The organism is Acidovorax sp. ST3 (assembly GCF_003231145.1).
Lineage (GTDB): Bacteria > Pseudomonadota > Gammaproteobacteria > Burkholderiales > Burkholderiaceae_C > Acidovorax.
Map to the genome: position 1 here is coordinate 505,277 of NZ_QKVP01000003.1, position 25,159 is coordinate 530,435.

Here is a 25,159-nt window from a genome sequence, read left to right on the forward strand (position 1 = left end):
AGCGAATGGTGCTGGAGCGCCTCAGATCTGGACCATCTCGAAATCTTCCTTGCGGGCGCCACATTCTGGGCAGGTCCAGTTCATCGGGACCTGATCCCAGGGCGTGCCGGGTGCAATGCCGTGCTCGGGAGACCCCGCCGCTTCGTCATAAATCCAGCCGCAAATCAAACACATCCAAGTTTTAAAGTCGGTCACAGCTTAAAGGGCCTTCACATAGAATGCAACGATTGTATCTAGCGATTTCCGCGGCCTGCAGCTTCCGTGCCACCCCTCCAGCAGGATCTGGTCCATGACCACAAAAGCCTCCCTCCCCCCCTCCGAAATCCCAGATATTGAAGACGATGACGCGGAGGAAGCGAGCCCGGCCTGTGTGCTGGTGTTCAACGCCAGCGACCCCAGCGGAGCGGGCGGACTGACCGCCGACATCACCACCATCGCCTCCGTCGGCGGACACCCGATCGCCGTGGTCACCGGGGCCTATGCCCGCGACACGGCTCAGATTTTTGACCACTTCAGCTTCGACGACGAGGCGGTGTCCGAGCAGGCGCGGGCCGTGCTGGAAGACCTGCCCGTGCAGGCGATCAAGGTCGGCTTTGTGGGCAGCCCCGAGAACATCAGCACCATTGCCGAGATCACGACCGACTACGACGAAGTCCCCGTGATCGCCTACATGCCCAACCTGTCCTGGTGGCGCGACGAGCTGATTGACGAGTACCTCGACGCCTTCCGCGAGCTGCTGCTGCCCCAGACCTCGGTGTTGGTTGGAAACCACAGCACCCTGTGGCGCTGGCTGCTGCCGGACTGGACGGGCGAGCGCAGCCCCACCGCCCGGGATATTGCCCGTGCCGCCTCCGAGATGGGCGTGCCTTACACATTGGTCACCGGCATCCCGCTGCCCGAGCAGTTTGTCGAGAACGTGCTGGCCTCGCCCCAGACCGTGCTGGGCAGCGGCAAGTTCGAGCTATTCGATGCCACCTTCTCCGGCGCGGGCGACACCCTGTCGGCAGCCCTCACAGCCCTGGTGGCCGCTGGCAACGATCTGGGCGAAGCCACCAGCGAAGCGCTGGGCTATCTGGACCGCAGCCTGGATGCAGGCTTTCGCCCCGGCATGGGGCATATCGTGCCCGACCGCATGTTCTGGGCGCAGCCCGAGGACGACGAAACCGGCGGCGACGAAGAACAACCCACGATTGACGAAACACAGGCCCTGGAGGGTTTTGTGATGCCACCCCATGACACCAAGCACTGATCTTAATATTCCCCTGTTCGAACGCGCCAAGGCGCTGATCCCCGGCGGCGTGAACTCGCCCGTGCGGGCTTTCAAGGCGGTGGGAGGCACACCCCGCTTCGTCAAGCGCGCACAAGGCGCCTACTTCTGGGATGCGAACGACCAGCGCTTCATTGATTACATCGGCTCCTGGGGCCCGATGATCCTCGGCCACGGCCACCCCGCCGTGCTCGACGCGGTGCAGAAGGCTGCGCTCGAAGGCTTCAGCTTTGGCGCCCCCACCGAGCGCGAAGTCGAGCTGGCCGAGGAGATCCTGAGCCTGGTGCCGTCCATGGAGATGATTCGTCTGGTCAGCTCGGGCACCGAAGCGGGCATGAGCGCCATCCGCCTGGCCCGTGGCGCCACGGGCCGCAGCAAGTTCATCAAGTTCGAAGGCTGCTACCACGGCCATGCCGACTCGCTGCTGGTCAAGGCCGGCTCGGGCCTGGCCACGTTTGGCAATGCCACCAGCGCGGGTGTGCCGCCCGAAGTGGTGCAGCACACCATCGTGCTCGAATACAACAACATCCCCCAGCTCGAAGAAGCCTTTGCCCTGCACGGCAAGGAGCTGGCCTGCGTGATGATCGAACCGATTGCGGGCAACATGAACCTGGTGCGCGCCAGCGTGCCGTTCATGAAACGATGCCGCGAGCTGTGCACCGAGTACGGTGCGCTGCTGGTGCTGGATGAAGTGATGACGGGCTTCCGCGTGGCCCTGGGCAGCGCGCAAAGCGTGTACGCCAAGAGCATCCCGGGCTTCCGACCCGACCTCACCGTGCTGGGCAAGGTGATCGGAGGCGGCATGCCGCTGGCGGCTTTTGGCGGGCCGCGCGCCATCATGGAACACCTCGCGCCACTGGGCGGCGTGTACCAAGCGGGCACGCTGTCGGGCAACCCGGTGGCCACGGCCTGCGGGCTGGCCACGCTGCGCGAGATCCAAAAGCCCGGCTTCTTCGATGCGCTGTCGGCCCGCACCCGCTCGCTGGTCGATGGGCTGCAAGCCGCCGCCACAGCAGAGGGGGTGCCGTTCTGCGGCGACTGCGAGGGTGGCATGTTCGGCTTTTTCCTGCTGCCCGAGCTGCCGCAAAACTACGCCCAGGTGCTCAAGACCGACAGCGCGCGCTTCAACCAGCTGTTCCACGGCCTGCTGGACCGAGGCATCTATATTGCACCGGCCCTGTACGAAGCCGGTTTTGTGAGCGCCGCCCACACTGCCGACGACGTGGCAGCCACGGTGGCTGCTGCGCGTGAAGTGTTCAAAACGCTCTCAAAATAATAGCTAGCAGCACATATTGCACTAGCGCTTCCTGCCAATTTGGCACTGAATGGCCCTCACGAGGGCCATTTTTCATGGCGGCGAGGCTTGTGGCGGAGGAGACTCACAGCAGTCCGCGCAACTCGCGGGCGGCGTCTTGCAGCAGGGGCAGCATGTCGCGCTGCAGGCTGCCCTCGTCCATCTGCTTGGGCGATGCCACCACGTTGAGCGCCGCCACGGTGTGACCCTGCAGGTTGCGCAGTGGCACGGCCAGCGCGTGCACGCCCAACTCGTGCTCCTCCACCGCCAGGCAATAGTCGTCGCGCCGCACCTTGGTGATCACCTGCCGCAGCGGGCCCACCTGTGTGATCGTTTGCGGCGTGAGGCGGTGCAGGGGCCGGTTCTTGAGCCAGGCCGTCAGCTCCGCCGGGGGCAGCGCCGCCAGCAAGACCCGCCCGGTGGACGTGGGGTGGGCCGGCAGCCGCGCGCCCAGGTGCAAGCCATAGGCCAGCACCCGCGCCGGCGCGCCATACACGCCGCTGCGCGCCACGATCACCACCTCATCCCCATCCAGCACCACCGCCGAGAACGACTGCTGGGTCTGCGCGGCCAGCCGGTTCAGCGTGGGCTGCAGCACGCGCGGCAGCCGTGCAGACGCAAGGTAGCTGCCCGAAAACCGCAGCACCTTGGGAGCCAGCCAGAAGTAGCTGCCATCCGTCTCCAGGTACCCCAGGTGCGCCAGCGTCAGCAGGTGCCGCCGCGCCGCCGCGCGCGTAAGGCCCGTGCGTTGTGCCGCCAGGGTGGCGTTCAGGCGCTGGCGCTCGGTATCAAAACTCTCCAGCACGGCCATGCCCTTGGCCATGCCTTCAATGAAATCTGCCTTGGCGATGGGGGTGGAGGCCATGAGAGGTGACGGGTTGGGGACCAGGGGGTTGAGCGGGGTTCGAACGCCAGGGCTACCGGGGCCCTGCAGCGACTCGGTGCACTCACCAACGGGCCTGACCACCCGCATCACCCCGGAGACTGCGCGATCATCGCACAAAGCATCGACTGATCGCACGCAATCGGCAGCGCCGGATATCGCTTTGATCTGGATCAACCTACGCTCAAGGCCACTGGTTTTCGGTATCCCCCATCTCCCCCACCCCATTCCCAGAGGTTTCCCATGCGCACCCAGGTTGCCATCGTTGGTGCCGGCCCCGCCGGCCTGCTGCTCGGTCAGTTGCTTCACAAGTCCGGCGTTGACGCCGTCATCATCGAGCAGCGCAGCCCCGACTACGTGCTCGGCCGCATCCGCGCCGGGGTGCTGGAGAAGGTCTGCATGGACCTGCTGGACCAGGCGGGCGTGAGTGCCCGCGCCCATGCCGAGGGCCTGCCCCACGACGGCATCGAGCTGCTGTTCAAGGGCCAGCGCCACCGCATCGATCTGCACGAGCTGACTGGCGGCAGTCGGGTGACGGTGTACGGCCAGACCGAAGTCACGCGTGACCTGATGGATGCGCGCGCAGCGGCCGGCCTCACCACCGTGTACGACGCACAAAACGTACAAGTGCACGACTTTGACGGCCAGCACCCACGCGTGACGTACGAAAAAGACGGCCAGACCCACGAGCTGGCCTGCGACTTCATCGCGGGCTGCGACGGCTACCACGGCGTGTGCCGCGCCAGCGCGCCGGCCGACCTGCTCAAGACCTACGAACGCGTGTACCCCTTTGGCTGGCTGGGTGTGCTGGCCGATGTGCCACCGGTGTCGCACGAACTCATCTATGCCAACACCGAACGCGGGTTTGCGCTGTGCAGCATGCGCAGCGCCACGCGCAGCCGCTACTACGTGCAGGTGCCTACGACTGACAAGGTCGAGAACTGGACCATCGACCAGTTCTGGACCGAGCTGGGCAACCGCCTGGACCCCGAGGCCCGCGCCAACCTGGTGACCGGCCCCGCTCTGGAGATGAGCATCGCCCCGCTGCGCAGCTTTGTGGCCGAACCCATGCGCTTTGGCCGCATGTTCCTGGCGGGTGATGCCGCCCACATCGTGCCGCCCACCGGCGCCAAGGGGCTGAACCTGGCTGCCAGCGACGTGGGTTATCTGTGGACCGCGCTTTCCGAGTTCTACAACGAGAAATCGTCCGTGGGCATCGACACCTACTCCGACCGCTGCCTGCGCCGCGTGTGGCGTGCCGAGCGCTTCTCCTGGTGGTTCACTTCGCTGATGCACCGCTTTCCGGAAACCGGCGAGTTCGGCCAGAAGATCCAGGAAGCAGAGCTGGACTACCTGGTGCACTCCCGTGCAGCCTCGGTGTCGCTGGCCGAGAACTATGTGGGCCTGCCGATGAACTTTGGGGCCTGAGCCCCGGCCACCATCGCTTTCAGCGTGGCGCCGATGCGGCCTCTGAGGCCGACGCGCCCGGTGCCGCAGCGGACAGCACCGGCAGCGACACCAGCCACTGCGCCATCTCACGCGCCTGAGCTTCCGTGACTTGCGGGTGGCGGGGCATTACGGTGCGCCCCCACGCGCCCACACTGCCGTTGCGGATCTTGCCGGCCAGGTAATCGACGGCGTCGGCGCGGTCACGGTACCGCGCTGCAATCTGCTGAAACGACGGACCGACGTAGTGGCGCTCCATGCCATGGCAGCGCAGGCAATCGAATGCTTCCACCAGGCGAAGTCCGGCCGATGCGGAGGGCGGTGAAGCAGCGCTGTCTTGCCCGCCAGCACCCGACACGGGCTGCAACATGCGCCAGCCCAGGTTGAGCATGCCCAACACCACCAGCGCCATGAACCCCATCAGGGCCCAACCCAGCCAGCGGGGCCGGGGTGGCGGGGTCTCATCGTCGCGGTGCATCATGCACGCGCACCGCTGCAGGCCCCGTCGCCATCCCTATCATCTCAGTGGCGGAAGTGGCGCACGCCGCTGAAGACCATGGCCACGCCGCGCTCGTTGGCAGCATCGATCACTTCGTTGTCGCGCATCGAGCCACCGGGCTGGATCACGCAGGTCGCACCCGCATCCACCACCACGTCCAAGCCGTCGCGGAAGGGGAAGAACGCATCGCTCGCCACCACGGTGCCTTGCAAGGTCAGGCCAGCATGCCCGGCCTTGATGCTGGCGATGCGGGCCGAGTCCAGGCGGCTCATCTGGCCGGCGCCCACGCCCATGGTCATGCCGCCCTTGCAGAACACGATGGCGTTGCTCTTGACGTACTTGGCGACCTTCCAGGCGAACAGCAGGTCTTCCATCTCTTCGAGCGTGGGCTGCTTCTTGGTCACGACCTTGAGGTCGATGAGAGACAGCTCGTGGTTGTCGGCCGTCTGCAGCAGCAGGCCCGAGCCGATGCGCTTGGCGTCCATGGCATTGCGGCCGCGCTCCCAGTCGGTCTTGCCACCGTGGGCGGGCAGCGCGATCTTGAGCAGGCGCACATTGGCCTTGGCCTTGAAGATTTCCAGCGCCTCGGCGGTGAAGTCGGGGGCCATCAGCACTTCGACAAACTGCTTGCTCACCTGCGCTGCAGCAGCGCCGTCCACCACGCGGTTGAACGCGATGATGCCGCCGAAAGCGCTGGTCGGGTCGGTCTGGAAGGCCTTGCTGTAGGCGCTCAGCGCGTCCAGGCCCACGGCCACGCCGCAGGGGTTGGCGTGCTTGACGATCACGCAGGCTGCTGCTTCAAAGCTCTTCACGCATTCCCATGCCGCATCGGCGTCGGCGATGTTGTTGTAGCTCAGCTCCTTGCCCTGCAGTTGCACGCCGGTGACCAGCGAGCCGGGTGCGGGGTGCAGGTCGCGGTACAGCGCAGCCTGCTGGTGGCTGTTTTCGCCGTAGCGCAGGTCCTGCACCTTGGTGAAGATGCCGTTGCTCTGGCCGGGGAACTGGGTGCGCGTGGGCACGTAGGTTTCCGACAGCTTGTCTTCTTCGAACGTGACGGACGAGAGGTAGTCGCTGATGGCGCCGTCGTACTGGGCGATGCGATTGAACGCGGCCACCGACAACGCAAAGCGCAGCTTGTCGCTGAGCTTGCCAACGGCCTTGAGTTCGGCCAGCACGGCGTCGTACTGGTCGGCCGAGGTGATCACGCCCACGTCCTTCCAGTTCTTGGCGGCGCTGCGCACCATGGCGGGGCCGCCGATGTCGATGTTCTCGATGGCGTCGGCCAGTGTGCAGCCAGCCTTGGCCACGGTGGCTTCAAAGGGGTAGAGGTTGACAACGAGCAGGTCGATGGTGTCGATACCGTGCTCCTTCAGCGCGGCCATGTGTTCGGGCAGCTCGCGGCGGGCCAGCAGGCCACCGTGCACCTTGGGGTGCAGCGTCTTCACCCGGCCGTCGAGCATTTCGGGGAATTGCGTGACCTCAGCCACTTCGGTCACGGGCAGGCCCTTGTCGGCCAGCAGCTTGGCGGTGCCGCCGGTGGACAGCAGCTTGATGCCCAGCGCGTGCAGCGCTTGCGCGAATTCGACGATGCCGGTCTTGTCAGAGACGGAGAGGAGTGCGTTCATGGTGGTGGTGCGGAGGTTTTGAATAAAAACGGGCTGTAGCGCTAGTGCATCATGCGCTGGCAGCTATTAATTTAGTAGTTGTATGTCTTGTAGAGCAGTCAGAGGCTGAGAGTTTTTTGGCCGAGCCCGAAAGGCGCGCGAAAACGCTTCGGATCTAGGCGCAAAGCACAGCCATAGCTCGGGCTATGGCGAGCATTTGGAACGACGAGCCGGAGTGTTTTGGCGTGCATGGCGGGTTCGGACAAGAGACTCTCAGTCTCTTAGAGCAGCTTGTGCTCGACCAGCTTCTTGCGCAGGGTGTTGCGGTTCAGGCCCAGCCATTCGGCGGCGCGCGACTGGTTGTTGTCGGCCTGCTGCATCACGACTTCCAGCAGCGGCCTTTCGACCACACGCACCAGCATGTCGTACATGCCATCGGGCGTCTCGCCGCCCAGGTCGCGAAAGTAGCCCTGCAGGCTCTCGCGCACGCATTCTTCTATGTGTTTCTTGCTCATGCAGCCAATCCCTCTTGTTCTTCTGTGTCGGCATCCACGTCGGTGGAGGCAGGCAGCCGGTCCATCTGCTGGCCCAGGGCGTCCAGGTAGTCGGCCACGGCCTGCCACTGCGTGGTGCAGTCTTCGATCGTATTGATGTGTGCCCGCAGGGCCTCGCCGCCGGGCAGCGCGCGCAGGTACCAGGCAATGTGCTTGCGCGCACTGCGCACCCCGGTCAGCTCGCCGTACAGGCTGTAGTGGTCGTGCAGGTGGTCCAGCAGCAGGCGGCGCACCTCGGCCACCAGCGGCGGTGCCAGGTGTTCGCCCGTGGCCAGAAAGTGGCCGATCTCGCGGAAGATCCACGGCCGGCCCTGGGCAGCGCGGCCGATCATGATCGCGTCGGCGCCGGTGGCGGCCAGCACGTCGCGCGCCTTTTCGGGCGAGGTGATGTCGCCGTTGGCGACCACGGGCACTTTCACCGCCGCCTTGACGGCTGCGATGGTGTCGTACTCGGCTTGACCTTTGTAGCCCTGCTCGCGTGTGCGGCCGTGCACCGTGAGCATCTGGATGCCCACGGCCTCGAACTGGCGCGCAAGCTGCACAGCGTTCTTGTGCTCCTGGCACCAGCCGGTGCGCATCTTCAGCGTGACGGGCACGTTGTAGGGAGCGCAGGCCTCGACCACGGCAGCGGCAATCTCCACCGCCAGGGCTTCGTTCTGCATCAGCGCAGAGCCCGCCCATTTGTTGCAGACCTTCTTGGCCGGACAGCCCATGTTGATGTCGATGATCTGCGCGCCGCGTTCCACGTTGTAGACCGCTGCTTCGGCCATCATCGGCGCATCGGTGCCGGCAATCTGCACGGCAATGGGCCCCGGCTCCCCTTCATGGTTGGCCCGGCGCGAGGTCTTGAGGCTGTTCCACAAGTCCTTGCGCGAGGTCACCATCTCACTCACCGCATAGCCTGCCCCCAGCGCCTTGCACAGCTGGCGGAACGGCCGGTCGGTGACGCCCGCCATCGGGGCGACGAACAACCGGTTCGCCAAAGGAATGTGGCCGATTTGCATGGGCGGGGTAGGAAGCGGGGAGGCAGCAAAAGATGCTGAAAAAGGAGGCGGGATTGTACCTGCTCAAAATTTCAGCAACTGAAATGGGGTGCACGCGCTTTCTATCTGCGGCCAAGGCTCCATTGACGGACCGCTATGGGCCTGCGCCCTCTAACCTCCCCCTGAGGTCAGGTGCCCCGGGGACAGAGCCTCACTTCACCGTGCGGCGAGATCGGTGTCTGCAGCCTGCGCGGGCGGCAGACCCCGCTGCGCGAAATGCCACCAGGCATCCGGCAGGTTGTCGAACTGGTGGCGCGCCATGAGCGCACGCAGCCACTGGCGGTTGTGCAACACATCGGGGGAAAAACCCGTGGCTCCCGCTGCGGCCTCAGACCGCGCAGCGCCCGCCGGGGTGCCCATGTCCACGGCCTGCCCGTCGGCCAGCGGCCCGCGCACCACCTTATGGGCCTTGGTGCCATCCACCACCTGCACCTGCACCACCCAGCCCCCGCTGGCGGCGTTGCAGGTGGCCTGCAATGCCATCCCTTGGGACTGCAGCTCACGGCCAATACGCTCCAGCGCGGGCCTTGCGGTGGGCTCCTTGTCGCAGGGCGAGGTGGTCGTCTGCTCCCACGGCATGACCCCGCTTTGCAGTCCCGGGGTGGGCACCGCGGCCTGGGGGCTGTGCGCACACGCCGACAGCAGCAAGGCCACGGCCACGGACGACCAGCGGGTCGCTGGCGGCATGGCAGCGGTGGGATTCAAGCGGCGGGGAGTGGGCGTGGTGGGCAATGCCAGCATGGGCGACCTCCTGGGTGTGTCATTCAGGGCCAATGTGTTTTCACGATACAAAAGCCCTTCCAGCCCGGCCATGCGCCGATGGCGCGCGCCGCTGTAGGACAGCGCCCCCAGGGGCGAACGAAGCCCCGGCAGCCCCCTACACTCAGCCGCTATGGAAATCTGGATGCACCAGCTGCTCGAATGGCTGGCCCTGCCGCAGTTCGGACTGAGCACGGTCTTTGTGGTGTCGTTTGTCTCGGCCACGCTGCTGCCACTGGGCTCCGAGCCGGCCGTGTTTGGCCTGATCAAGCTCAACCCGGACCTCTTCTGGCCTGCCATCCTGGTCGCCACCGTGGGCAACACCCTGGGCGGTGGCGTGAGCTGGTGGATGGGCCTGGGGGCGCACAAGGCCGTGGACAAGGCGCGAGGCAATGCGACCGAGGTGCAGGCGTTGAACTGGCTCAAGCGCTTTGGCGCGCGCGCATGCCTGCTGAGCTGGCTGCCGGTGGTGGGCGACCCGCTGTGCGCGGTGGCCGGCTGGCTCAAGCTGCCGTTCTGGCAATGCCTGGCCTACATGGCAGTGGGCAAGTTTCTGCGCTATCTGGCGATGACCAGCGTGCTGCTGTATTTCATGCCTGGTCATCTGGCGATTTAGGTTGCCGGCCAGAGCCCTGCTGCAATGGGCTTTGGCAATGAACTCATGGTGGGTCGATGCCTCCGATGCGCAGGGCGCCCGGGGGCTTGTGCGCCCATGCGGGCGAGTCCCTACAAGAACGCGTGGCTGCTGGGAATCGACAAGTCCGACATCTGCGAGTCGCCCTTGGCAATCGGCTCCTCGACCACCACCTGGTTGCGCCCGCCCTCCTTGGCCATGTACATGGCGGTGTCTGCCCGCGAGAAGAACTCCAGCACCGACTCGCCCAGCACATACTGCGTCACGCCGATGGAGACCGTCACGCGGCCCTTGAGCAGGCCCGTCCAGGCGTGCGACTCCACCTGGGCCCGGATGCGCTCGCAGGTGTTGAGCGAGGGCAGCAGCGAGGTGGCCGGGAAGATCAGCAAGAACTCTTCCCCCCCATACCGCCCAAACACATCACCGCCACGCACGCCCTGCTGCGCAATGCGGGCAAAGGTGCGCAACACCTCGTCGCCTCCGAGGTGGCCCAGCTCGTCGTTGATGCGTTTGAAGTGGTCAATGTCCAGCACAGCCAGGCACAGCGGAATCCCGCTTTCATCGGCCAGCTGCTTTTGTTCTTCGAGCGCCGCCAGGATGTAGCGGCGGTTGAAGCAGCCCAGCAAGGTGTCGCGCTGCGCGTCTTCCTGGATGTTCTTGATCTTGCGGCTGGCCTGGTACAGGCTGCGGTACAGCCGCTGCACGCGGCCCATGAGGACGATGAACGCCGGCACCGATACGGCCAGTGCCAGCAGGTGCATCAGCTCCAGCCGCAACAGGGCGTCGTTGCCCTGCTCTGCATAGTGCGCAGCAATCACCGCCGCATAGGCGCACAACACAGCGGCCGTCAGCACCAGCAACGTGCGCCGGGGCACAGTGAAGATGCCGTAGGCCACTGCCACGAACATGAACGGCGCCAGCAGAATCTGCGTGACCGGCTCCAGATAAAACACCACCAGCATGCCACCGATGGCCGTGGTAACAATACCCAGCTTGAGATGCCGCAGCCTGAGCTTGCGCTGCAAGCCCGACCGGAACACGGCACCGAACACGGCAAAGCCCGCAGCCGTGAGGCCAGCCAGTACCCACAGCACCTGGGTACCCACCACGCCCAGGGCGTAAAACCCCGCCAGGGCCACCGCATACAGGCCAATCAGCCCTGCCACGGCCCACCACTTGGACGAAGCGCTGCGTTCACCCCGGGGGCCGAAGCCGTCCAGCGCGCGCCGTCCAGGTCGGACGGCCACCGACGAAGAATCGTCGAACTCCAGCACGGCATCGGTCAACGGGAAGGCATCCGTCGCCGAAAACAGGTTTTTGCGTCCAAAAAGCATGTGGTGGCGGGCTCAGGCCTGGAAGAGGAAGTAAAGGTGGCGCAGCAACACACATGCGGCACCCGTCAGACAAATCGCAGGATCTTACGCGTGGCTGACAAAATCGATCTGCGCGTTTTCCAGTAGCCCAGGCGACAACCGCCCACCCGCAGGCGTGCTATGCGAGCACCGCCCGCTGGCGCGCCCACCAGCCCTCCACGCTGTACACCACCAGCGCCGCCCAGATCAGCACAAAGCCCACCAGACGCGCAGGCTGAAAGGCCTCGTTGTACACCCAGACGCCCAGTGCAAACTGCAGGCTGGGAGAGATGTATTGCAGGATGCCCAGGGTGGACATGGGAATGCGCCGGGCACCGGCGGCAAACAGCAACAAAGGAATGGCGGTCATGGGCCCAGCCAACAACAGCCACCCCACCGTGGACAGGTCGCCTTGCACCAGAGCGCCCTGCCCTTGCCAGCTCCACGAGGCCAGCACCACGGCCGCCACCGGCGCCAGCATCAAGGTTTCCAGCGTGAGCCCCTCCAGCGCGCCCAACACCGCGACCTTGCGCAACAGGCCATAGAACCCGAAAGTCAGGGCCAGCACCAGCGCGATCCAGGGCAGGCGCCCTGCCTGCACTGCCAGCCACAGCACACCAGCCGCAGCTACCGCCACGGCCAGCCATTGCCCAGGCCGGGGGCGCTCGCGCAGGAACACGAAGCCCAGCGCCACATTCACCAGCGGCAAGATGAAATACCCCAGGCTCGCATCGACCACGTGGTGGTTCTGTACGGCCCATACGTAGGTCAGCCAGTTGCCCGACAGCAGCACTGCCGACAGCGCAAAGGCCCCCAGCACACGCGGCTGGCGCACCACCGACGCCATCCACGCCCACTGCCTGCGCAACGCCAGCAGCCCCAGCACCACCACCAGCGACCACAGCGTGCGGTGCATCACCACCTCCAGCGAGGGCACGTCGGCCACCTGCTTGAAGTACAGCGGGAACAATCCCCAGGCGACATAGGCCAGGGCGGCGTAGAGGATTCCGGTATTCATGCGCAAAAAACCCAGAACGGGTGAATGGGTGGACAGCCGCGGGATCGAACGCGGCATCGCCAGAAAAAATCCCTGCCAGCCCAAGGGCAGACAGGGATGGCTGGGAGCACGGCAGACCCACACGGGTCTGGGGGGTGGTCAGACGTTGAACAGGAAGTTCAGCACATCACCGTCCTTGACCACGTACTCCTTGCCTTCGGCGCGCATCTTGCCGGCATCCTTGGCCCCCTGCTCGCCCTTGTAGGCAATGAAGTCCTCAAAGGCGATGGTCTGCGCGCGGATGAAGCCGCGCTCGAAGTCGCCGTGGATCACGCCCGCCGCCTGGGGGGCGGTGTCGCCGATGTGGATGGTCCAGGCGCGCACTTCCTTCACGCCAGCCGTGAAGTAGGTCTGCAGGCCCAGCAGTTTGAAGGCGCCACGGATCAGGCGCGCGAGGCCTGGTTCGGTCTGGCCCATCTCGGCCAGGAACATGTCGCGGTCTTCGTCGCTCATCTCGGCCATCTCGGCTTCCATCTTGGCGCAGATGGCCACCACAGGGGCGTTCTGGCTGGCCGCGTAGTCCTTGAGGCGGTCCAGGAACGGGTTGTTCTCAAAACCGTCTTCGCTCACGTTGCCCACGAACATTGCGGGCTTGGCCGTGATCAAGCACAGGGACTTGAGCAGGGGCTGCTCTTCCTTGGTGATCTCGACCGAGCGGGCAGGCTTGCCTTCGTTGAGGGCAGCCTGGATGCGCGTGAGCAGCGCCACGAGCTTGGCAGCATCCTTGTCGTTGCCCGACTTGGCGGCCTTGGTGTAGCGGTTCAGGGCCTTCTCGACCGTACCTAGGTCGGCCAAGCACAGCTCGGTCTGGATCACTTCGATGTCGGAAATGGGGTCCACACGGCCTGCCACGTGGATCACGTTGTCGTCTTCAAAGCAGCGCACCACGTTGACGATGGCATCGGTTTCACGGATGTGGGCCAGAAACTGGTTGCCCAGGCCTTCCCCCTGGCTGGCGCCCGCCACCAAACCGGCAATGTCTACAAACTCGACGATGGCAGGGACGATGCGCTCTGGGTGGATGATCTCGGCCAGTTGCTGGAGGCGGGGGTCCGGCACTTCCACCACGCCCACATTGGGCTCGATGGTGCAGAAGGGATAGTTTTCGGCGGCAATACCAGCCTTGGTCAGCGCGTTGAAAAGGGTGGACTTGCCGACGTTGGGCAGGCCCACGATGCCGCATTGGAGGCTCATGGCAGGGCTTTCTGGTGTTCTGGAGACAAACCGCCGATTTTACGGGCCCGCCCAGCACCCGCTGCCGAGGGCCTGCATCAGGCCTTCATTCAAACCGCAAATCGGCGGCCATGCGTTGCCCCACGCGCAGCCACTGCCCCGCACCGCTGCGCACGATGGCGTTCATGCCAAAGGTGATGGCGCCGTCCAGCCGCTTGTCCTGGCGGTAGGTGCGCAGGGTGTCACCCACCGACGGATGGCTCTCAGCTGTGGCCGGGTCGATGTCAGGAATAGGGCATCGCGCGCAGGGCTTTACCGGCTGCAGGTGGACGTCGGCGGTGCCATCGCCCTCCACGTGAATCATGTCCACACGGTCTTCGTCGTGGGCATCCACTCCGGCCAAGACCACATTGGGCCGGAACCGCTCCATGCCGACGGAGGGATGCCCCTCGGCGGCAAGCCGCACATTAAGGTCCTGCAAGGAGGCCTCACTGGTCACCAGCAGCGGAAACCCGTCGGCAAACTGGTTGGGGACCTCCACGCCCCCCGTCCACTCCAGGCTGGACAGGCGCCGATGCTCTGGGTCAAACCGCACCAGGCGGCAAGGCTGCCCCAGAAAATCGCTGAACCACTGCGCCGCCACAGGGCCCATGTCCCACGCAGGGACCGTGTCGCGCCAGACGGTCACCGTGGCCGGCGCTTCCACCGCATCGATCGCCACATGCAATGCCAGCATGCCCGGAGCCCGCAGCACCATTTCGTCGCTCTTGAGCTGGGGCCGGATCAGCGCCAGGCGGGGCAAGCTGCGCTGGGTGAGGAACATGCCCTGCGCATCCACCACCATCCAGGCGCGGTCCAGATCCAACCCGGTCTCGGTGAGCAGCGCCTGCTGCACCTCGATGCCCGCACAGGATTTGACGGGGTACACAAACAGCCGCGCAATGGTGCCGGACAGATCAGACTCGGAAGGGAAACTCACGCCGGGTGCTCCTGAAGAAGGGGGCCAGAAAGGCCAGACCGCAATTCTGCCCTCTCATCGCAGGGGGTAAGACCCCTCCTACAATGCCTCTCATGGCCCCAACCTTTGATATCTGTATTCGTGGCACCGGCATCGTGGGCCGAACCCTGGCCTTGTTGCTGGCACGGGAACGACTGAAGGTGGCCCTGGTGCCCGCCCCGGGCCCACAAAGCGCGGCGACCGCCGACGTACGGGCCTATGCCCTGAATGCAGCGTCCCGCAGCCTGCTCGAATCGCTGCGCAGTTGGCCCGATGCCGAACACGCCACCGCCGTCAAGCACATGCAGGTACAGGGTGATCAGGACGGCTGCGTGCATTTCGATGCCGCTCCCCAGGGGGTGGAAGCACTCGCCTGGATCGTGGATGTGCCGGCGCTGGAAGAGCGCTTGGCCCAGGCTGTGCGGTTTCAGCCCCTGGTGGAGGTGGTGGACAGCCCGGTGGCAGCGCCCCTGACCGTGGTGTGCGAAGGCCGCGCCAGCACCACCCGGGCCGAGTTTGGCGTGCGCTTTGACGTGACACCCTATGCCCAGCACGCGATTGCCACGCGGGTGCGCTGCGAACATCCGCATGGACAGGTGGCACGCCAGTGGCTTTCGCCACAAGGCATTCTGGCTTTTTTGCCGCTGGAGGGCGTCCAGGGGAACTCTGTGGCCGTGGTGTGGTCCGTCCCTGAGGACCGGGTCTCCGCGCTGATGGCCTTGCCTGCCGACGCTTTTGCGCAAGAGTTGCAGACGGCGAGCCAGCACACACTGGGCAACGTTCAACTCATTGCAGAGCGTGCCACGTGGCCGCTGCAACTGGCCAAGGCAGACCGCTGGTGCGGCGCTACCTCTACCGGAAATGCTGCACGAAGCTGGGTGCTCGCGGGCGATGCCGCCCACAACGTGCACCCGCTGGCAGGGCAAGGGCTGAATCTGGGGCTGGCTGATGTGGCAGCCCTGGCCGAGGTGCTGCGCACCCGCGACTACTGGCGCAGCGTGGCCGACTTGCGACTGCTGCGACGCTATGAGCGGCAACAAAAAGCTGCCCTGGCAGCGATGGGCTTGGCCACCGATGGATTGCAGCAACTGTTTGCGCGCCCGGAAGCCCCCTGGCAAGCCCTGCGCAATTGGGGCATGAAGGGCTTTGAACGCAGCGGCCTGCTGAAAGATTTTGTGGCCCGCCAGGCCATGGGAATGCGCTGAACGCGCGAGTTTGATAAACAGGAACACGATGAAACTGATCACTGCTTTGCTGACCGTTGCGGCAGCCACTCTGAGCCTGAGCGCCACGGCGCAAGAGGACGCCATCCGCAAGGCATTGGCCGAGCGCATTCCTCAAATGGACAAGATCGACGAAGTGCGCGCTACGCCCATGAAGGGGTTGTACGAGGTGCGCATCGGCACCGACCTGTTCTACACCGACGCCAAGGGCGACTATGTGATCCAGGGCGAACTCATCGACTCCAAGGCGCGCCGCAATCTGACCGAAGACCGTATCAACAAACTCACGGCCGTCAACTTCTCCGCCCTGCCCCTGAAAGATGCCGTGACCATTGTGCGCGGCGACGGCAAGCGCAAAGTGGCCGTGTTCGAGGACCCCAACTGTGGTTACTGCAAGCGCTTTGAGCGCGACCTTCAGCAGATCAACAACGTGACGGTGTACCTGTTCCTGTACCCCATCCTGAGCCCGGATTCGGCTGAAAAATCGCGCAACATCTGGTGTTCCAAGGACCAGGCGACGGCGTGGCAAGACCAGATGGTGCGTGACAAGCCCGCACCGGCCGCCAGCTGCGACACCAGCGCACTGCAACGCAACCTGGCCTTTGGCAAGAAGTACAAGATTACCGGCACCCCCACCCTGATTTTTGCCAACGGCACGCGCGTTCCCGGCGCCATCGGTGCGCAGGAGGTGGAAAAGCGCCTGGCCGAAGCCGCCAGCGACACACCCTCCGCCAATTAATTGCCGCTGAAAGCCCCCCGACCGACGACCCCGCGCGGCCCTTGCGCGGCACATGCCATGCCCCTCTCCCGCCCAGCCTCTGCCGCAGACATTCACTACCGCGTCGAACCCACAGACCTGAATGCGCATCTGTTCACCGTGACAGTGACGGTGCAGCGGCCAGCCGCATCGCAAGAGCTGTCTCTGCCGGTCTGGATCCCGGGCAGCTACCTGGTGCGGGAGTTCTCCAAGAATCTGCAAGCGCTGGCGGCTCGGCAAGGCCAACGCGCTTTGCAAACGGCCCAACTGGACAAGCACCGCTGGCAAGTTCAATGCGCAGAGGGCAAGCCCTTGGTGCTCACCTATCAGGTGTGCGCCTACGACAGCTCCGTACGCACTGCCTGGCTGGACGCCTCACGCGGCTTTTTCAACGGCACCAGTCTGTGCCTGCGCGTACATGGGCAGGAGACGCAGCCCCACACCCTGGAGCTGGCACGCACGGCTGCCACAGCGACCTGGGCTGCCGCCACCGGTCTGCGGCCCGTGGAGGCCGACAAGCACGGCTTTGGCCTGTACTCGGCGGCCGACTACGACGAGCTGGTGGATTGCCCGGTGGAGCTGGGCAACTTCTGGGTGGGGCGCTTTAAGGCCGGCGGCATTGCCCACCAGTTTGTGGTGGCGGGTGCGGCTCCATCGTTCGACGGCAAGCGGCTGCTGGCCGACACGCAGAAAATTTGCGAGACCGCCATCCGCTTCTGGCACCGCGAAGGCAAGGCGCCTTTCAAAAGCTACGTCTTCATGCTCAACGCCGTGGGAGATGGCTATGGCGGGCTGGAACACCGCAACTCCACAGCGCTGATTTGCGGACGGCGTGATCTGCCGCGTCAGGGCGAGGCGCGGGCCAGTGAGGGTTACACCACGCTGCTGGGCCTCATCAGCCACGAATACTTTCACACCTGGAACGTCAAGCGCTTGCGGCCCGCCGAGTTCGCCCGCTACGACTATGCGCAGGAGAACTACACCGAGTTGCTGTGGTTCTTCGAAGGTTTTACCAGTTACTACGACGACCTGCTGCTACGCCGCGCCGGGCTGCTGGACGACGCCACCTATCTCAAGCTCATCACCAAAACCATCAACCAGGTGCTACAAACACCCGGCCGGTCAGTACAAACCGTGGCCCAGGCCAGTTTTGACGCGTGGGTGAAGTACTACCGGCAGGACGAGAATACACCCAACACCACCGTCAGCTACTACACCAAAGGCTCTCTGGTGGCCCTGTGCCTGGACCTGGCCCTGCGGCGTGAGGGCAAAGCCACTTTGGACGATGTGATGCGTGCACTGTGGAAGCGCTGCGCGGGCGGGCCGATGACCGAAGCAGATCTGCGCGCCGTGCTCCACGACTTGGCCGGGCGACCATTCGACAAAGAGCTGGCGCACTGGGTGCATAGCACTGCCGATCTGCCCCTGGAAGAGCTGCTGGCCGCCCACGGCGTGGCGCTCAAGGCCGACCGGCCCCAACTGGCCCAGCGCCTGGGCCTGCGCGTAGCCGAGAACCACAGCGTGCAGATCAAGACCGTGCTGCGTGGCGGAGCCGCAGAGAAGGCAGGAATGTCTGCCGGCGACGAGTGGCTGGGCATAGAAGTGCAGGGCCAGGGCTGGCGCGTCAGCAAGCTCGACGACGTCACTTTCTACGCGGGAACCCACACCACCCTGCAGGCCCTGGTGGCACGCGACGGGCGGCTCCTTCGCCTGCCCTTGGAAATGCCGCCGGTCCAGTCGACTGGAGCCTCGGCCAAAGGCCGACGCAGCACCGCAGCCCCATCCATGACGCCAGACACCATCAGCCTGACGGTGACAGACGCCGCCGCGCTGGGACGCTGGCTGACCTGACGACAGCAAAGCCCCGCTGCCTTGGGTATATTGCTGCAGCTTTCATAACCAACCATAACCCCCAGGAGATTTCATGGCTTACGAAACCATCGAGGTGCGTGTTGAAGCGGACAAGGTCGGCATCATCACCCTCAACCGGCCCAAGCAGCTCAATGCGCTGAACGACCAACTCATGAATGAACTGGGCGCTGCCCTCAAGGCCTTCGATGCGGACCAAAAGATTGGCTGCATGATCGTCACCGGCAGCGAAAAGGCTTTTGCGGCGGGCGCGGACATTGGCGCTATGGCCAAGTACAGCTTTGCTGACACCTACAAGGGCGACTACATCACCCGCAATTGGGAGACCATCCGCTCCATTCGCAAACCCGTCATTGCAGCCGTCAGCGGCTTTGCACTGGGCGGCGGCTGCGAGCTGGCCATGATGTGCGACTTCATCATCGCTGCGGACAATGCCAAGTTCGGCCAGCCCGAGATCAAGCTGGGCGTGATCCCTGGTGCCGGTGGCACACAGCGCCTGCCCCGCGCCGTGGGCAAGTCCAAGGCCATGGACATGGCACTGACAGGCCGCATGATGGACGCGACCGAAGCCGAGCGCGCCGGGCTGGTCAGCCGCGTAGTGGCTTACGACAAGCTCATGGACGAAGCGCTGGGCGCTGCCATCATCATTGCCGGCTTCTCGCAGATCGCCGTCATGGCGGCCAAGGAATCGGTCAACCGCGCCTTCGAGGGAACGCTCGCCGACGGCGTGATGTTCGAGCGCCGCCTGTTCCACGCGCTGTTTGCCACCCAAGACCAGAAGGAAGGCATGGACGCGTTCATGAACAAACGCACGGCAAACTTCACACACCAATAATTTTTGTTCTATAATCTTGGTTTGCGGTCGTATAGCTCAGTTGGTTAGAGCGCAGCATTCATAATGCTGATGTCGGTGGTTCAAGTCCACCTACGACCACCAAATACAAAAACCCACAGTGAGGCAACCCACTGTGGGTTTTTTCTTTCAGGCAAGCCCAAGAACCCGCTCCAGTGACCATTGATGCACGGGCCGCTTGACTTGTCCGAGGGATGTGCCACGCTGGCAACCCCCTTCTAAAATTGTGCCTTCAGCCCCTGGATGTAAACCATGAACCGCTGCACCACACGCTCTTCCGGCCCAGCCCCCTCCCGCCGGGCACCTCGATTTTTCCACGCTGCATTGCTGGCAGTGATGGCCAGCACAGCCCTCTGCGCCGTGGCACCCGCCTCGGCCCAGACCCAGCCCGGCCTGGGCCTCTCACGCCCCTTCCCTGAAGCCGCGCTGCGTGGCACGTTGAGCATCAACACCGCGTCCGAAGCCACACTCAACGGCAAGGCCATCCGCATGGCCCCGGGCATGCGGCTGTTCAGCCCCCAGAACACTCTCGTCATGGCACACACCGTGATGGGCCAGACCTTCAAGGTCAACTACGTGCTGGAGAACAGCACCGGCATGCTGCACGCTGCCTGGATCCTGACCGAAGGCGAGGCCGCGCAGCCCCGCAAGGGCAGTGACGCCGTCATCACCAACATCACGACCAGCTCGGGCGCCGCGCTGAAGTAACCCCTCCGCCGCGCTACTGCCAGGCCGCTGCGCCGCTGCCCCTTCACAGTCTCCGCGCCACGCAGGGCGCGGTGTTTACTTGCCTTTTTGCGAAATTGCCATGGCCAAAAAAGTCTTCATCAAAACCTTCGGCTGCCAGATGAACGAGTACGACTCGGACAAGATGGCCGACGTGCTCCACGCCGCCCAGGGCTACGAGCCCACGCAGAACGTGGACGAAGCCGACCTCATCCTCTTCAACACCTGCTCGGTGCGCGAAAAGGCGCAAGAGAAAGTCTTCAGCGACCTGGGCCGCATCAAGCACCTGAAGGCACGCGGCGTGAAGATTGGCGTGGGTGGCTGCGTGGCCAGCCAGGAAGGCGCAGAGATCATCAAGCGCGCCCCCTATGTGGACGTGGTGTTTGGACCCCAAACCCTGCACCGTCTGCCCGAGATGCTGAACCAGCGCGAGCGCCTGGACAAGCCGCAAGTGGACATCAGCTTTCCTGAGATCGAGAAGTTCGACCACTTGCCGCCCGCGCGCGTCGAAGGTGCCTCGGCCTTTGTGTCGATCATGGAAGGCTGCAGCAAATACTGCAGCTACTGCGTGGTTCCCTACACCCGGGGCGAAGAGGTGAGCCGCCCGTTTGACGACGTGCTGGTGGAAGTGGCAGGGCTGGCCGACCAGGGCGTGAAGGAAATCACCCTTTTGGGCCAGAACGTGAACGCCTACCTGGGCAAGATGGGTGGCACGGCCGAGATTGCCGACTTTGCCCTGCTGCTCGAATACGTGTCCGACATCCCGGGCATCGAGCGCATCCGCTACACCACCAGCCACCCCAATGAGTTCACGCCCCGACTGATCGAGGCCTATGCCAAGCTGCCCAAGCTGGCCAGCCACTTGCACCTGCCTGTGCAGCACGGCAGCGACCGCATTTTGATGGCCATGAAGCGCGGCTACACCGCCATGGAATACAAGAGCACGGTGCGCAAGCTGCGCGCCATCCGCCCCGATCTGGCCATGAGCAGCGACTTCATCGTGGGCTTCCCCGGCGAGACGGAAGACGACTTCAACAAGATGATGAAGCTGATCGACGACATCCACTTCGACAACAGCTTCAGTTTCATCTTCAGCCCACGCCCTGGCACGCCTGCTGCGGGCCTGCACGACGACACGCCGCACGATGTGAAGCTGCGCCGCTTGCAGCACCTGCAGGGCGTTATCAACGCCAACATCAAGTCCATCAGCGAAAGCCGCGTGGGCACGGTGCAGCGCATTCTGGTGGAGGGCGCCTCCAAGCGCGATGCGGGCGAGCTGATGGGCCGCACCGAATGCAACCGCGTGGTCAACTTTGCCGGGCAGCCCCGCCTGGTGGGGCAGATGGTGGATGTGACCATCACCGAAGCCAAGGCCTACACCCTGCGGGGCGAGGTGCTGACGCACGAAACCGCCGCACTGGCCGGCTGACGCGCGGGTACCGACACCCCGCACGCCCCGCGCCCTTTTGGCTGCAATGCCCACCCCCAGCACACCGCCCAAGGCACCGCCACCCGCCGAAGGCCTGTTGCATGGCCTCTCCTTCCAGCAACTGTTGCTGCTGGCGTTCGTGCTGATTGCCGGCTTGCTGGGGGTCAGCTCGCTGCGGGCTTTGCACACGCTGGAGCAGCTCATGGTGCTCAGCCGCCACGGCACAGCCGAGGCCACTGCGCTGACTGCAGCCGCACAGGGCCTGAACCAGCGCGGCCAGGCCCTGGAGCGCGCAGCGCGGCAGTCCCTGGTGCTGCGGGATGCGCCCCTGCGCCGCAGCTTCGACGACATGGCGGTCGAGGCCCTCACGGTGCTCGACCATTTGCAGGCCGCAGGCCTGCCCGCTGCGCAGACCGGGGCGTGGCGCACCCACCTCGATGCCGTCAAAGCCCTGCTGGACGCACCGCCGGACCGCGCTCTGGACAACGAACGCCTGGTTGCCGAAGAGTTTGTGGCCCTGGAGACGTTGCACGGCACCATGGTGCAGACGGTGCAGGACCTCAACACCCAACGCAATAACGCGCTGCAGGACGAGGTGGAGCAAAGCCGCCGCAGCGTGACGCACCAGGTGGTGGGCGCGATTGTGCTGGCGCTGGTGCTGGCGTTGTCGCTGGGCATCTGGCTCGCGCGGCCGTTCAAGCGACTGGAGGGTGCGATCCGTCAGCTGGGCGAAAACCAGCTGGACGAGCCGGTGCTGATCTCCGGCCCGGACGACGTTCGCCGGCTGGGCCAGCAACTGGAATGGCTGAGGCTGCGGCTGCTGGAGCTGGATGCCGACAAGGCGCGTTTCCTGCGCCATGTGTCCCACGAACTCAAGACACCGCTGGCCGCGCTGCGCGAGGGCGTAGCACTGCTGCAGGACGGCGTGACGGGCGAACTCACCGCTGGCCAGCGCGAGGTCGCGCAAATCCTGCACCACAACACGCTGCAGCTGCAGGGTGAGATCGAGGCCCTGCTGCGCTTCAATGCCGCCGCTTTTGAGGCTCGCCAGCTGCAGCGCCGCGACACCGATCTGCTGGCCCTGCTGGAGGCGCAGGTCGAGGCCCAGCGGCTGCAGTGGCAGGCCAAGGGCCTGACTGTGCGGGTAGAGGGGCCGCCCGTGCGCATGCCCGTTGACGCCGACAAGATCACCTCCGCCGTCAGTAATCTGCTGTCCAACGCCATCCGCTTTTCACCGCCCCAGGGCATGGTGCGGCTGGTGCTCTCGCAACCTCCCGGTCATGTGCGTCTGGACGTCTTTGACCAAGGCCCCGGCGTGGACCGGGTGGATCGTGACCGCGTGTTTGAACCCTTTTACCGGGGTGTTCGCCAACCGGACGATGCCGTGCGCGGCACCGGCATCGGTCTGTCCATCGTGCAGGAATATGTGCAGGCCCATGGCGGCAGCGTGCGCCTGGTGGACGAAGGCGCACACTCCTTCTTTCGCATCGAACTTCCCCATGCCGCCTAGCAGTCCCACCCTTTCCTCCCACGCCCTGAGATGGCCGCTGCTTGCGCTGGGCGCCGTGCTGGCGGGCTGTGCCACCACCACGCCCCCACCCGCCCCCGCCCAGACGCCACCGGTCGCGATGATCATTGCCGTGCCCGTGGCCCCGACGGTGGAAGTGGGCCCTGCCGAAGCACGGGGCACCGACGCGGACACCAACCACACCCCCGTCGCGCTGCTGCTGACCCAGACGGACCGTGTGCTCAAGCTGCCCCCTGTCGAACTCGCCAAGGAGATAGCCCGGCTGGGCGAAGCGGAGGATGCCACCCCCGACACGCCGCTGCTTCTGGCCACGGCCCTGGCGCAAACCCGCCAGGCCGTGGATACCGCCCGCGCGCTGGGCCTGGTGCAGCGCGTGTTGGGCAACACCAGCCCCGCAGCGCAGCCGCTGCATCCCCTGGCCCGGCTGCTGGAGGCCCGACTGCTGCAACAACGCCGGCTGGAGGACCAGCTCGACCGTCAGGCGCAGCAACTGCGCGACACCCAACGCCGCAACGACCAACTCAGCGAACGCCTGGAAGCCGTGCGCGCCATCGAACGCAGCCTGAGCACCCGCCCAGCGCCCGCCGCATCTCCGTCCGCACCAGCGGTGGGCAACGGCTCCGCGCCACGGCCCGCCCCCTGACCATCTCCCCCCGCCATGGACTCCTCTGCCCCCCACCGTGCCGCCCCTCCCGCCCGCATCCTGGTGGTGGACGACGACGCCGACATGCTGCGGCTGCTGTCGCTGCGCCTGAAAGCCGCCGGGCACGACGTGGTGGCCGTGGGCTCTGCCGAAGCGGCACTAGCGCAGCTGGACATTGCGCGCCCGCAGCTGGTGCTCAGCGATGTGCGTCTGCCCGGGCGCGACGGCCTGGCCCTGTTTGACGAAGTGCGCGCCCGCCACCCCTCTCTGCCCGTGATCCTGCTGACCGCACACGGCACCATTCCCGATGCCGTCGAGGCCACGTCGCGCGGGGTGTTCACCTACCTGACCAAGCCCTACGACGGCAAGGAGCTGCTGGAAAAGATCGCACAGGCGCTGGCGCTCAGCGCCCCTGCCGTAGCGCAGCCGCATGCCAACGAGGACTGGCGGGCCGAGATCGTGAGCCGGTCGCACCGCATGACAGACCTGTTGTCCGAGGCGTACATGGTTGCCCAGTCGGACGCCAGCGTGCTGCTGCGTGGCGACAGCGGCTCGGGCAAGGAGCTGCTGGCGCGTGCCATCCACCGCGCCAGTCCGCGTGCGGCCCGCCCGTTTGTGGCCGTCAATTGCGGCGCTATCCCCGAGGCGCTGCTGGAGTCCGAGCTGTTCGGCCACGTCAAAGGCGCCTTCACCGATGCGGTGAGCAACCACAAGGGGCTTTTCCAGGCTGCGGACGGCGGCACCCTGCTGCTGGACGAGATTGGCGACATGCCCCCGGCCCTGCAGGTCAAGCTGCTGCGGGTGTTGCAGGAGCGCGCTGTGCGCCCCGTGGGTGCCAGCCAGGCCACGCCCATCGACGTGCGCATCATCTCGGCCACGCACCGGGACCTGGAAGCCGCCATGGCCAGCGCGCAGTTCCGCGAGGACCTGTATTACCGGCTGAATGTGGTGTCGCTGGTGCTGCCCACCCTGGCCGAGCGGCGCGAAGACATCGCGCTGCTGGCCAATCACTTTCTGGACCGGCTGTCCCGCAAATACGACAAGCGCCTGTCAGGCTTTGCGCCCGAGGCGCTCAAGGCATTGACCACCGCCGCCTGGCCGGGCAACGTGCGCCAGCTCTACAACGTGGTCGAGCAGGTGTGCGCCCTGTCCACCACTCCCCTGGTGCCCTTGACGCTGGTGCAGCGCGCACTCCGCACCCCGTCCACCCAGGTGCTCAGCTTTGCGGAGGCCCGCCAGCGTTTCGAGCGCGAGTACCTGGTGGGCCTGCTCAAGATGACCGATGGCAATGTGGCCGATGCGGCGCGGCTGGCGCAACGCAACCGCACCGAGTTCTACCGCCTGCTGCAAAAGCACGCGCTGACGCCGGGGCAGTTCAAGCAGGATGCAGGCGATGCGGACGATGTCGTGGATGAGCGACACGAATAAGTCATTGATTTACCGGGTGTTTTGATCCAACCACCCACCCCTTGTCGCCATCTGGCGACAAAAAGCAGGGGCTGATCGGCGCCCACAGGCCATTGCACAACTGCTTACACGCAAAAGCCCCTCCAACCCATTGATTTCACG

General features: G+C 65.2%; 24 protein-coding genes and 1 tRNA gene. 14 read left to right on the forward strand and 11 right to left on the reverse strand.

The genetic code is table 11. The features are described from left to right. Positions 1-21 precede the first annotated feature (21 nt). The gene (locus DNK89_RS11560; protein ID WP_082753119.1) at positions 22-195 is read right to left on the reverse strand and encodes a rubredoxin; all 174 of its coding nucleotides are present in this window, start codon (positions 193-195) and stop codon (positions 22-24) included. A gap of 94 nt (positions 196-289) precedes the next feature. Between DNK89_RS11560 and DNK89_RS11565 the strand changes: the two genes are divergently transcribed. Together DNK89_RS11565 and hemL are read left to right on the forward strand one after the other, a co-directional pair. Continuing rightward, entirely contained in the window at positions 290-1,249 is a 960-nt protein-coding gene (locus tag DNK89_RS11565; RefSeq protein WP_110960196.1) for a bifunctional hydroxymethylpyrimidine kinase/phosphomethylpyrimidine kinase, read from the forward strand. After that, positions 1,233-2,543 carry a glutamate-1-semialdehyde 2,1-aminomutase gene (gene hemL, locus DNK89_RS11570; protein ID WP_110960197.1) on the forward strand — a complete coding sequence of 437 codons (1,311 nt, stop codon included), beginning with the start codon at positions 1,233-1,235 and terminating at the stop codon, positions 2,541-2,543. The genes DNK89_RS11565 and hemL overlap by 17 nt, the downstream gene beginning before the upstream one ends. 103 nt (positions 2,544-2,646) lie before the next feature. On the opposite strand, the gene DNK89_RS11575 is transcribed toward hemL, so the two are convergent. Beyond that, positions 2,647-3,426, reverse strand: coding sequence for an IclR family transcriptional regulator C-terminal domain-containing protein (locus tag DNK89_RS11575; protein ID WP_110960198.1), 780 nt, complete (start codon positions 3,424-3,426; stop codon positions 2,647-2,649). 261 nt (positions 3,427-3,687) lie between these two features. Here DNK89_RS11575 and pobA point away from each other — a divergent pair, with 261 nt between their 5' ends. Further along, the gene (gene pobA / locus DNK89_RS11580; protein ID WP_056746883.1) at positions 3,688-4,872 is read left to right on the forward strand and encodes a 4-hydroxybenzoate 3-monooxygenase; all 1,185 of its coding nucleotides are present in this window, start codon (positions 3,688-3,690) and stop codon (positions 4,870-4,872) included. 19 nt (positions 4,873-4,891) lie between these two features. Here pobA and DNK89_RS11585 read toward each other — a convergent pair whose 3' ends face one another. The 5 genes from DNK89_RS11585 to DNK89_RS11605 form a co-directional block, all read right to left on the reverse strand. Beyond that, entirely contained in the window at positions 4,892-5,371 is a 480-nt protein-coding gene (locus DNK89_RS11585) for a c-type cytochrome (protein ID WP_110960199.1), read from the reverse strand. 41 nt (positions 5,372-5,412) lie between these two features. Beyond that, positions 5,413-7,014, reverse strand: a complete 1,602-nt coding sequence (gene purH / locus DNK89_RS11590; protein ID WP_110960200.1) for a bifunctional phosphoribosylaminoimidazolecarboxamide formyltransferase/IMP cyclohydrolase — start codon at positions 7,012-7,014, stop codon at positions 5,413-5,415. Between the two features lie 260 nt (positions 7,015-7,274). Continuing rightward, positions 7,275-7,508 (reverse strand): Fis family transcriptional regulator, encoded by a 234-nt coding sequence (locus DNK89_RS11595; protein WP_015015597.1) that lies wholly within the window; start codon positions 7,506-7,508, stop codon positions 7,275-7,277. After that, positions 7,505-8,551, reverse strand: a complete 1,047-nt coding sequence (gene dusB / locus DNK89_RS11600) for a tRNA dihydrouridine synthase DusB (RefSeq protein ID WP_110960201.1) — start codon at positions 8,549-8,551, stop codon at positions 7,505-7,507. The genes DNK89_RS11595 and dusB overlap by 4 nt, the downstream gene beginning before the upstream one ends. A gap of 195 nt (positions 8,552-8,746) precedes the next feature. Next, positions 8,747-9,331, reverse strand: coding sequence for a M15 family metallopeptidase (locus DNK89_RS11605; RefSeq protein ID WP_110960202.1), 585 nt, complete (start codon positions 9,329-9,331; stop codon positions 8,747-8,749). Between the two features lie 151 nt (positions 9,332-9,482). On the opposite strand from DNK89_RS11605, the gene DNK89_RS11610 reads away from it, so the two are divergent. Next, the gene (locus DNK89_RS11610; protein WP_043565663.1) at positions 9,483-9,965 is read left to right on the forward strand and encodes a YqaA family protein; all 483 of its coding nucleotides are present in this window, start codon (positions 9,483-9,485) and stop codon (positions 9,963-9,965) included. 110 nt (positions 9,966-10,075) lie between these two features. Here the strand turns inward: DNK89_RS11610 and DNK89_RS11615 are convergent, their stop codons facing one another. The 4 genes from DNK89_RS11615 to DNK89_RS11630 form a co-directional block, all read right to left on the reverse strand. Further along, positions 10,076-11,317, reverse strand: coding sequence for a diguanylate cyclase (locus DNK89_RS11615; RefSeq protein ID WP_110960203.1), 1,242 nt, complete (start codon positions 11,315-11,317; stop codon positions 10,076-10,078). Positions 11,318-11,474: 157 nt separating this feature from the next. Next, a complete protein-coding gene (rarD, locus tag DNK89_RS11620) occupies positions 11,475-12,353 on the reverse strand; it encodes an EamA family transporter RarD (RefSeq protein ID WP_015015602.1) in 879 nt (292 codons plus the stop codon). A gap of 138 nt (positions 12,354-12,491) precedes the next feature. Then, positions 12,492-13,586: a redox-regulated ATPase YchF gene (gene ychF, locus DNK89_RS11625; protein WP_015015603.1), complete on the reverse strand. Its 1,095-nt coding sequence runs from the start codon at positions 13,584-13,586 to the stop codon at positions 12,492-12,494. 85 nt (positions 13,587-13,671) lie between these two features. Beyond that, positions 13,672-14,544 carry an MOSC domain-containing protein gene (locus DNK89_RS11630; RefSeq protein WP_110960204.1) on the reverse strand — a complete coding sequence of 291 codons (873 nt, stop codon included), beginning with the start codon at positions 14,542-14,544 and terminating at the stop codon, positions 13,672-13,674. Between the two features lie 83 nt (positions 14,545-14,627). Here DNK89_RS11630 and DNK89_RS11635 point away from each other — a divergent pair, with 83 nt between their 5' ends. The 10 genes from DNK89_RS11635 (at position 14,628) to DNK89_RS11680 (ending at position 25,018) form a co-directional block, all read left to right on the forward strand. Further along, a complete protein-coding gene (locus DNK89_RS11635; RefSeq protein WP_110960205.1) occupies positions 14,628-15,767 on the forward strand; it encodes an FAD-dependent monooxygenase in 1,140 nt (379 codons plus the stop codon). 28 nt (positions 15,768-15,795) lie between these two features. After that, positions 15,796-16,524 carry a DsbC family protein gene (locus tag DNK89_RS11640; RefSeq protein ID WP_110960206.1) on the forward strand — a complete coding sequence of 243 codons (729 nt, stop codon included), beginning with the start codon at positions 15,796-15,798 and terminating at the stop codon, positions 16,522-16,524. A gap of 57 nt (positions 16,525-16,581) precedes the next feature. Then, a complete protein-coding gene (locus tag DNK89_RS11645) occupies positions 16,582-18,393 on the forward strand; it encodes a M61 family metallopeptidase (protein WP_110960207.1) in 1,812 nt (603 codons plus the stop codon). Between the two features lie 73 nt (positions 18,394-18,466). After that, the gene (locus tag DNK89_RS11650) at positions 18,467-19,246 is read left to right on the forward strand and encodes an enoyl-CoA hydratase (protein ID WP_110960208.1); all 780 of its coding nucleotides are present in this window, start codon (positions 18,467-18,469) and stop codon (positions 19,244-19,246) included. 25 nt (positions 19,247-19,271) lie between these two features. Next, positions 19,272-19,348 (forward strand) — tRNA-Met (locus tag DNK89_RS11655). A 252-nt stretch (positions 19,349-19,600) separates the two neighbouring features. Beyond that, positions 19,601-19,972: a hypothetical protein gene (locus tag DNK89_RS11660; RefSeq protein ID WP_110960392.1), complete on the forward strand. Its 372-nt coding sequence runs from the start codon at positions 19,601-19,603 to the stop codon at positions 19,970-19,972. A gap of 100 nt (positions 19,973-20,072) precedes the next feature. After that, positions 20,073-21,419: a tRNA (N6-isopentenyl adenosine(37)-C2)-methylthiotransferase MiaB gene (gene miaB / locus DNK89_RS11665; RefSeq protein WP_110960209.1), complete on the forward strand. Its 1,347-nt coding sequence runs from the start codon at positions 20,073-20,075 to the stop codon at positions 21,417-21,419. A gap of 46 nt (positions 21,420-21,465) precedes the next feature. Beyond that, positions 21,466-22,929, forward strand: coding sequence for an ATP-binding protein (locus DNK89_RS11670; protein ID WP_110960210.1), 1,464 nt, complete (start codon positions 21,466-21,468; stop codon positions 22,927-22,929). After that, positions 22,919-23,590: a hypothetical protein gene (locus DNK89_RS11675; protein ID WP_238990788.1), complete on the forward strand. Its 672-nt coding sequence runs from the start codon at positions 22,919-22,921 to the stop codon at positions 23,588-23,590. Before DNK89_RS11670 ends, DNK89_RS11675 begins: the two co-directional genes overlap by 11 nt. A 15-nt stretch (positions 23,591-23,605) precedes the next feature. Then, positions 23,606-25,018, forward strand: a complete 1,413-nt coding sequence (locus DNK89_RS11680; protein ID WP_110960211.1) for a sigma 54-interacting transcriptional regulator — start codon at positions 23,606-23,608, stop codon at positions 25,016-25,018. Positions 25,019-25,159 lie beyond the last annotated feature (141 nt).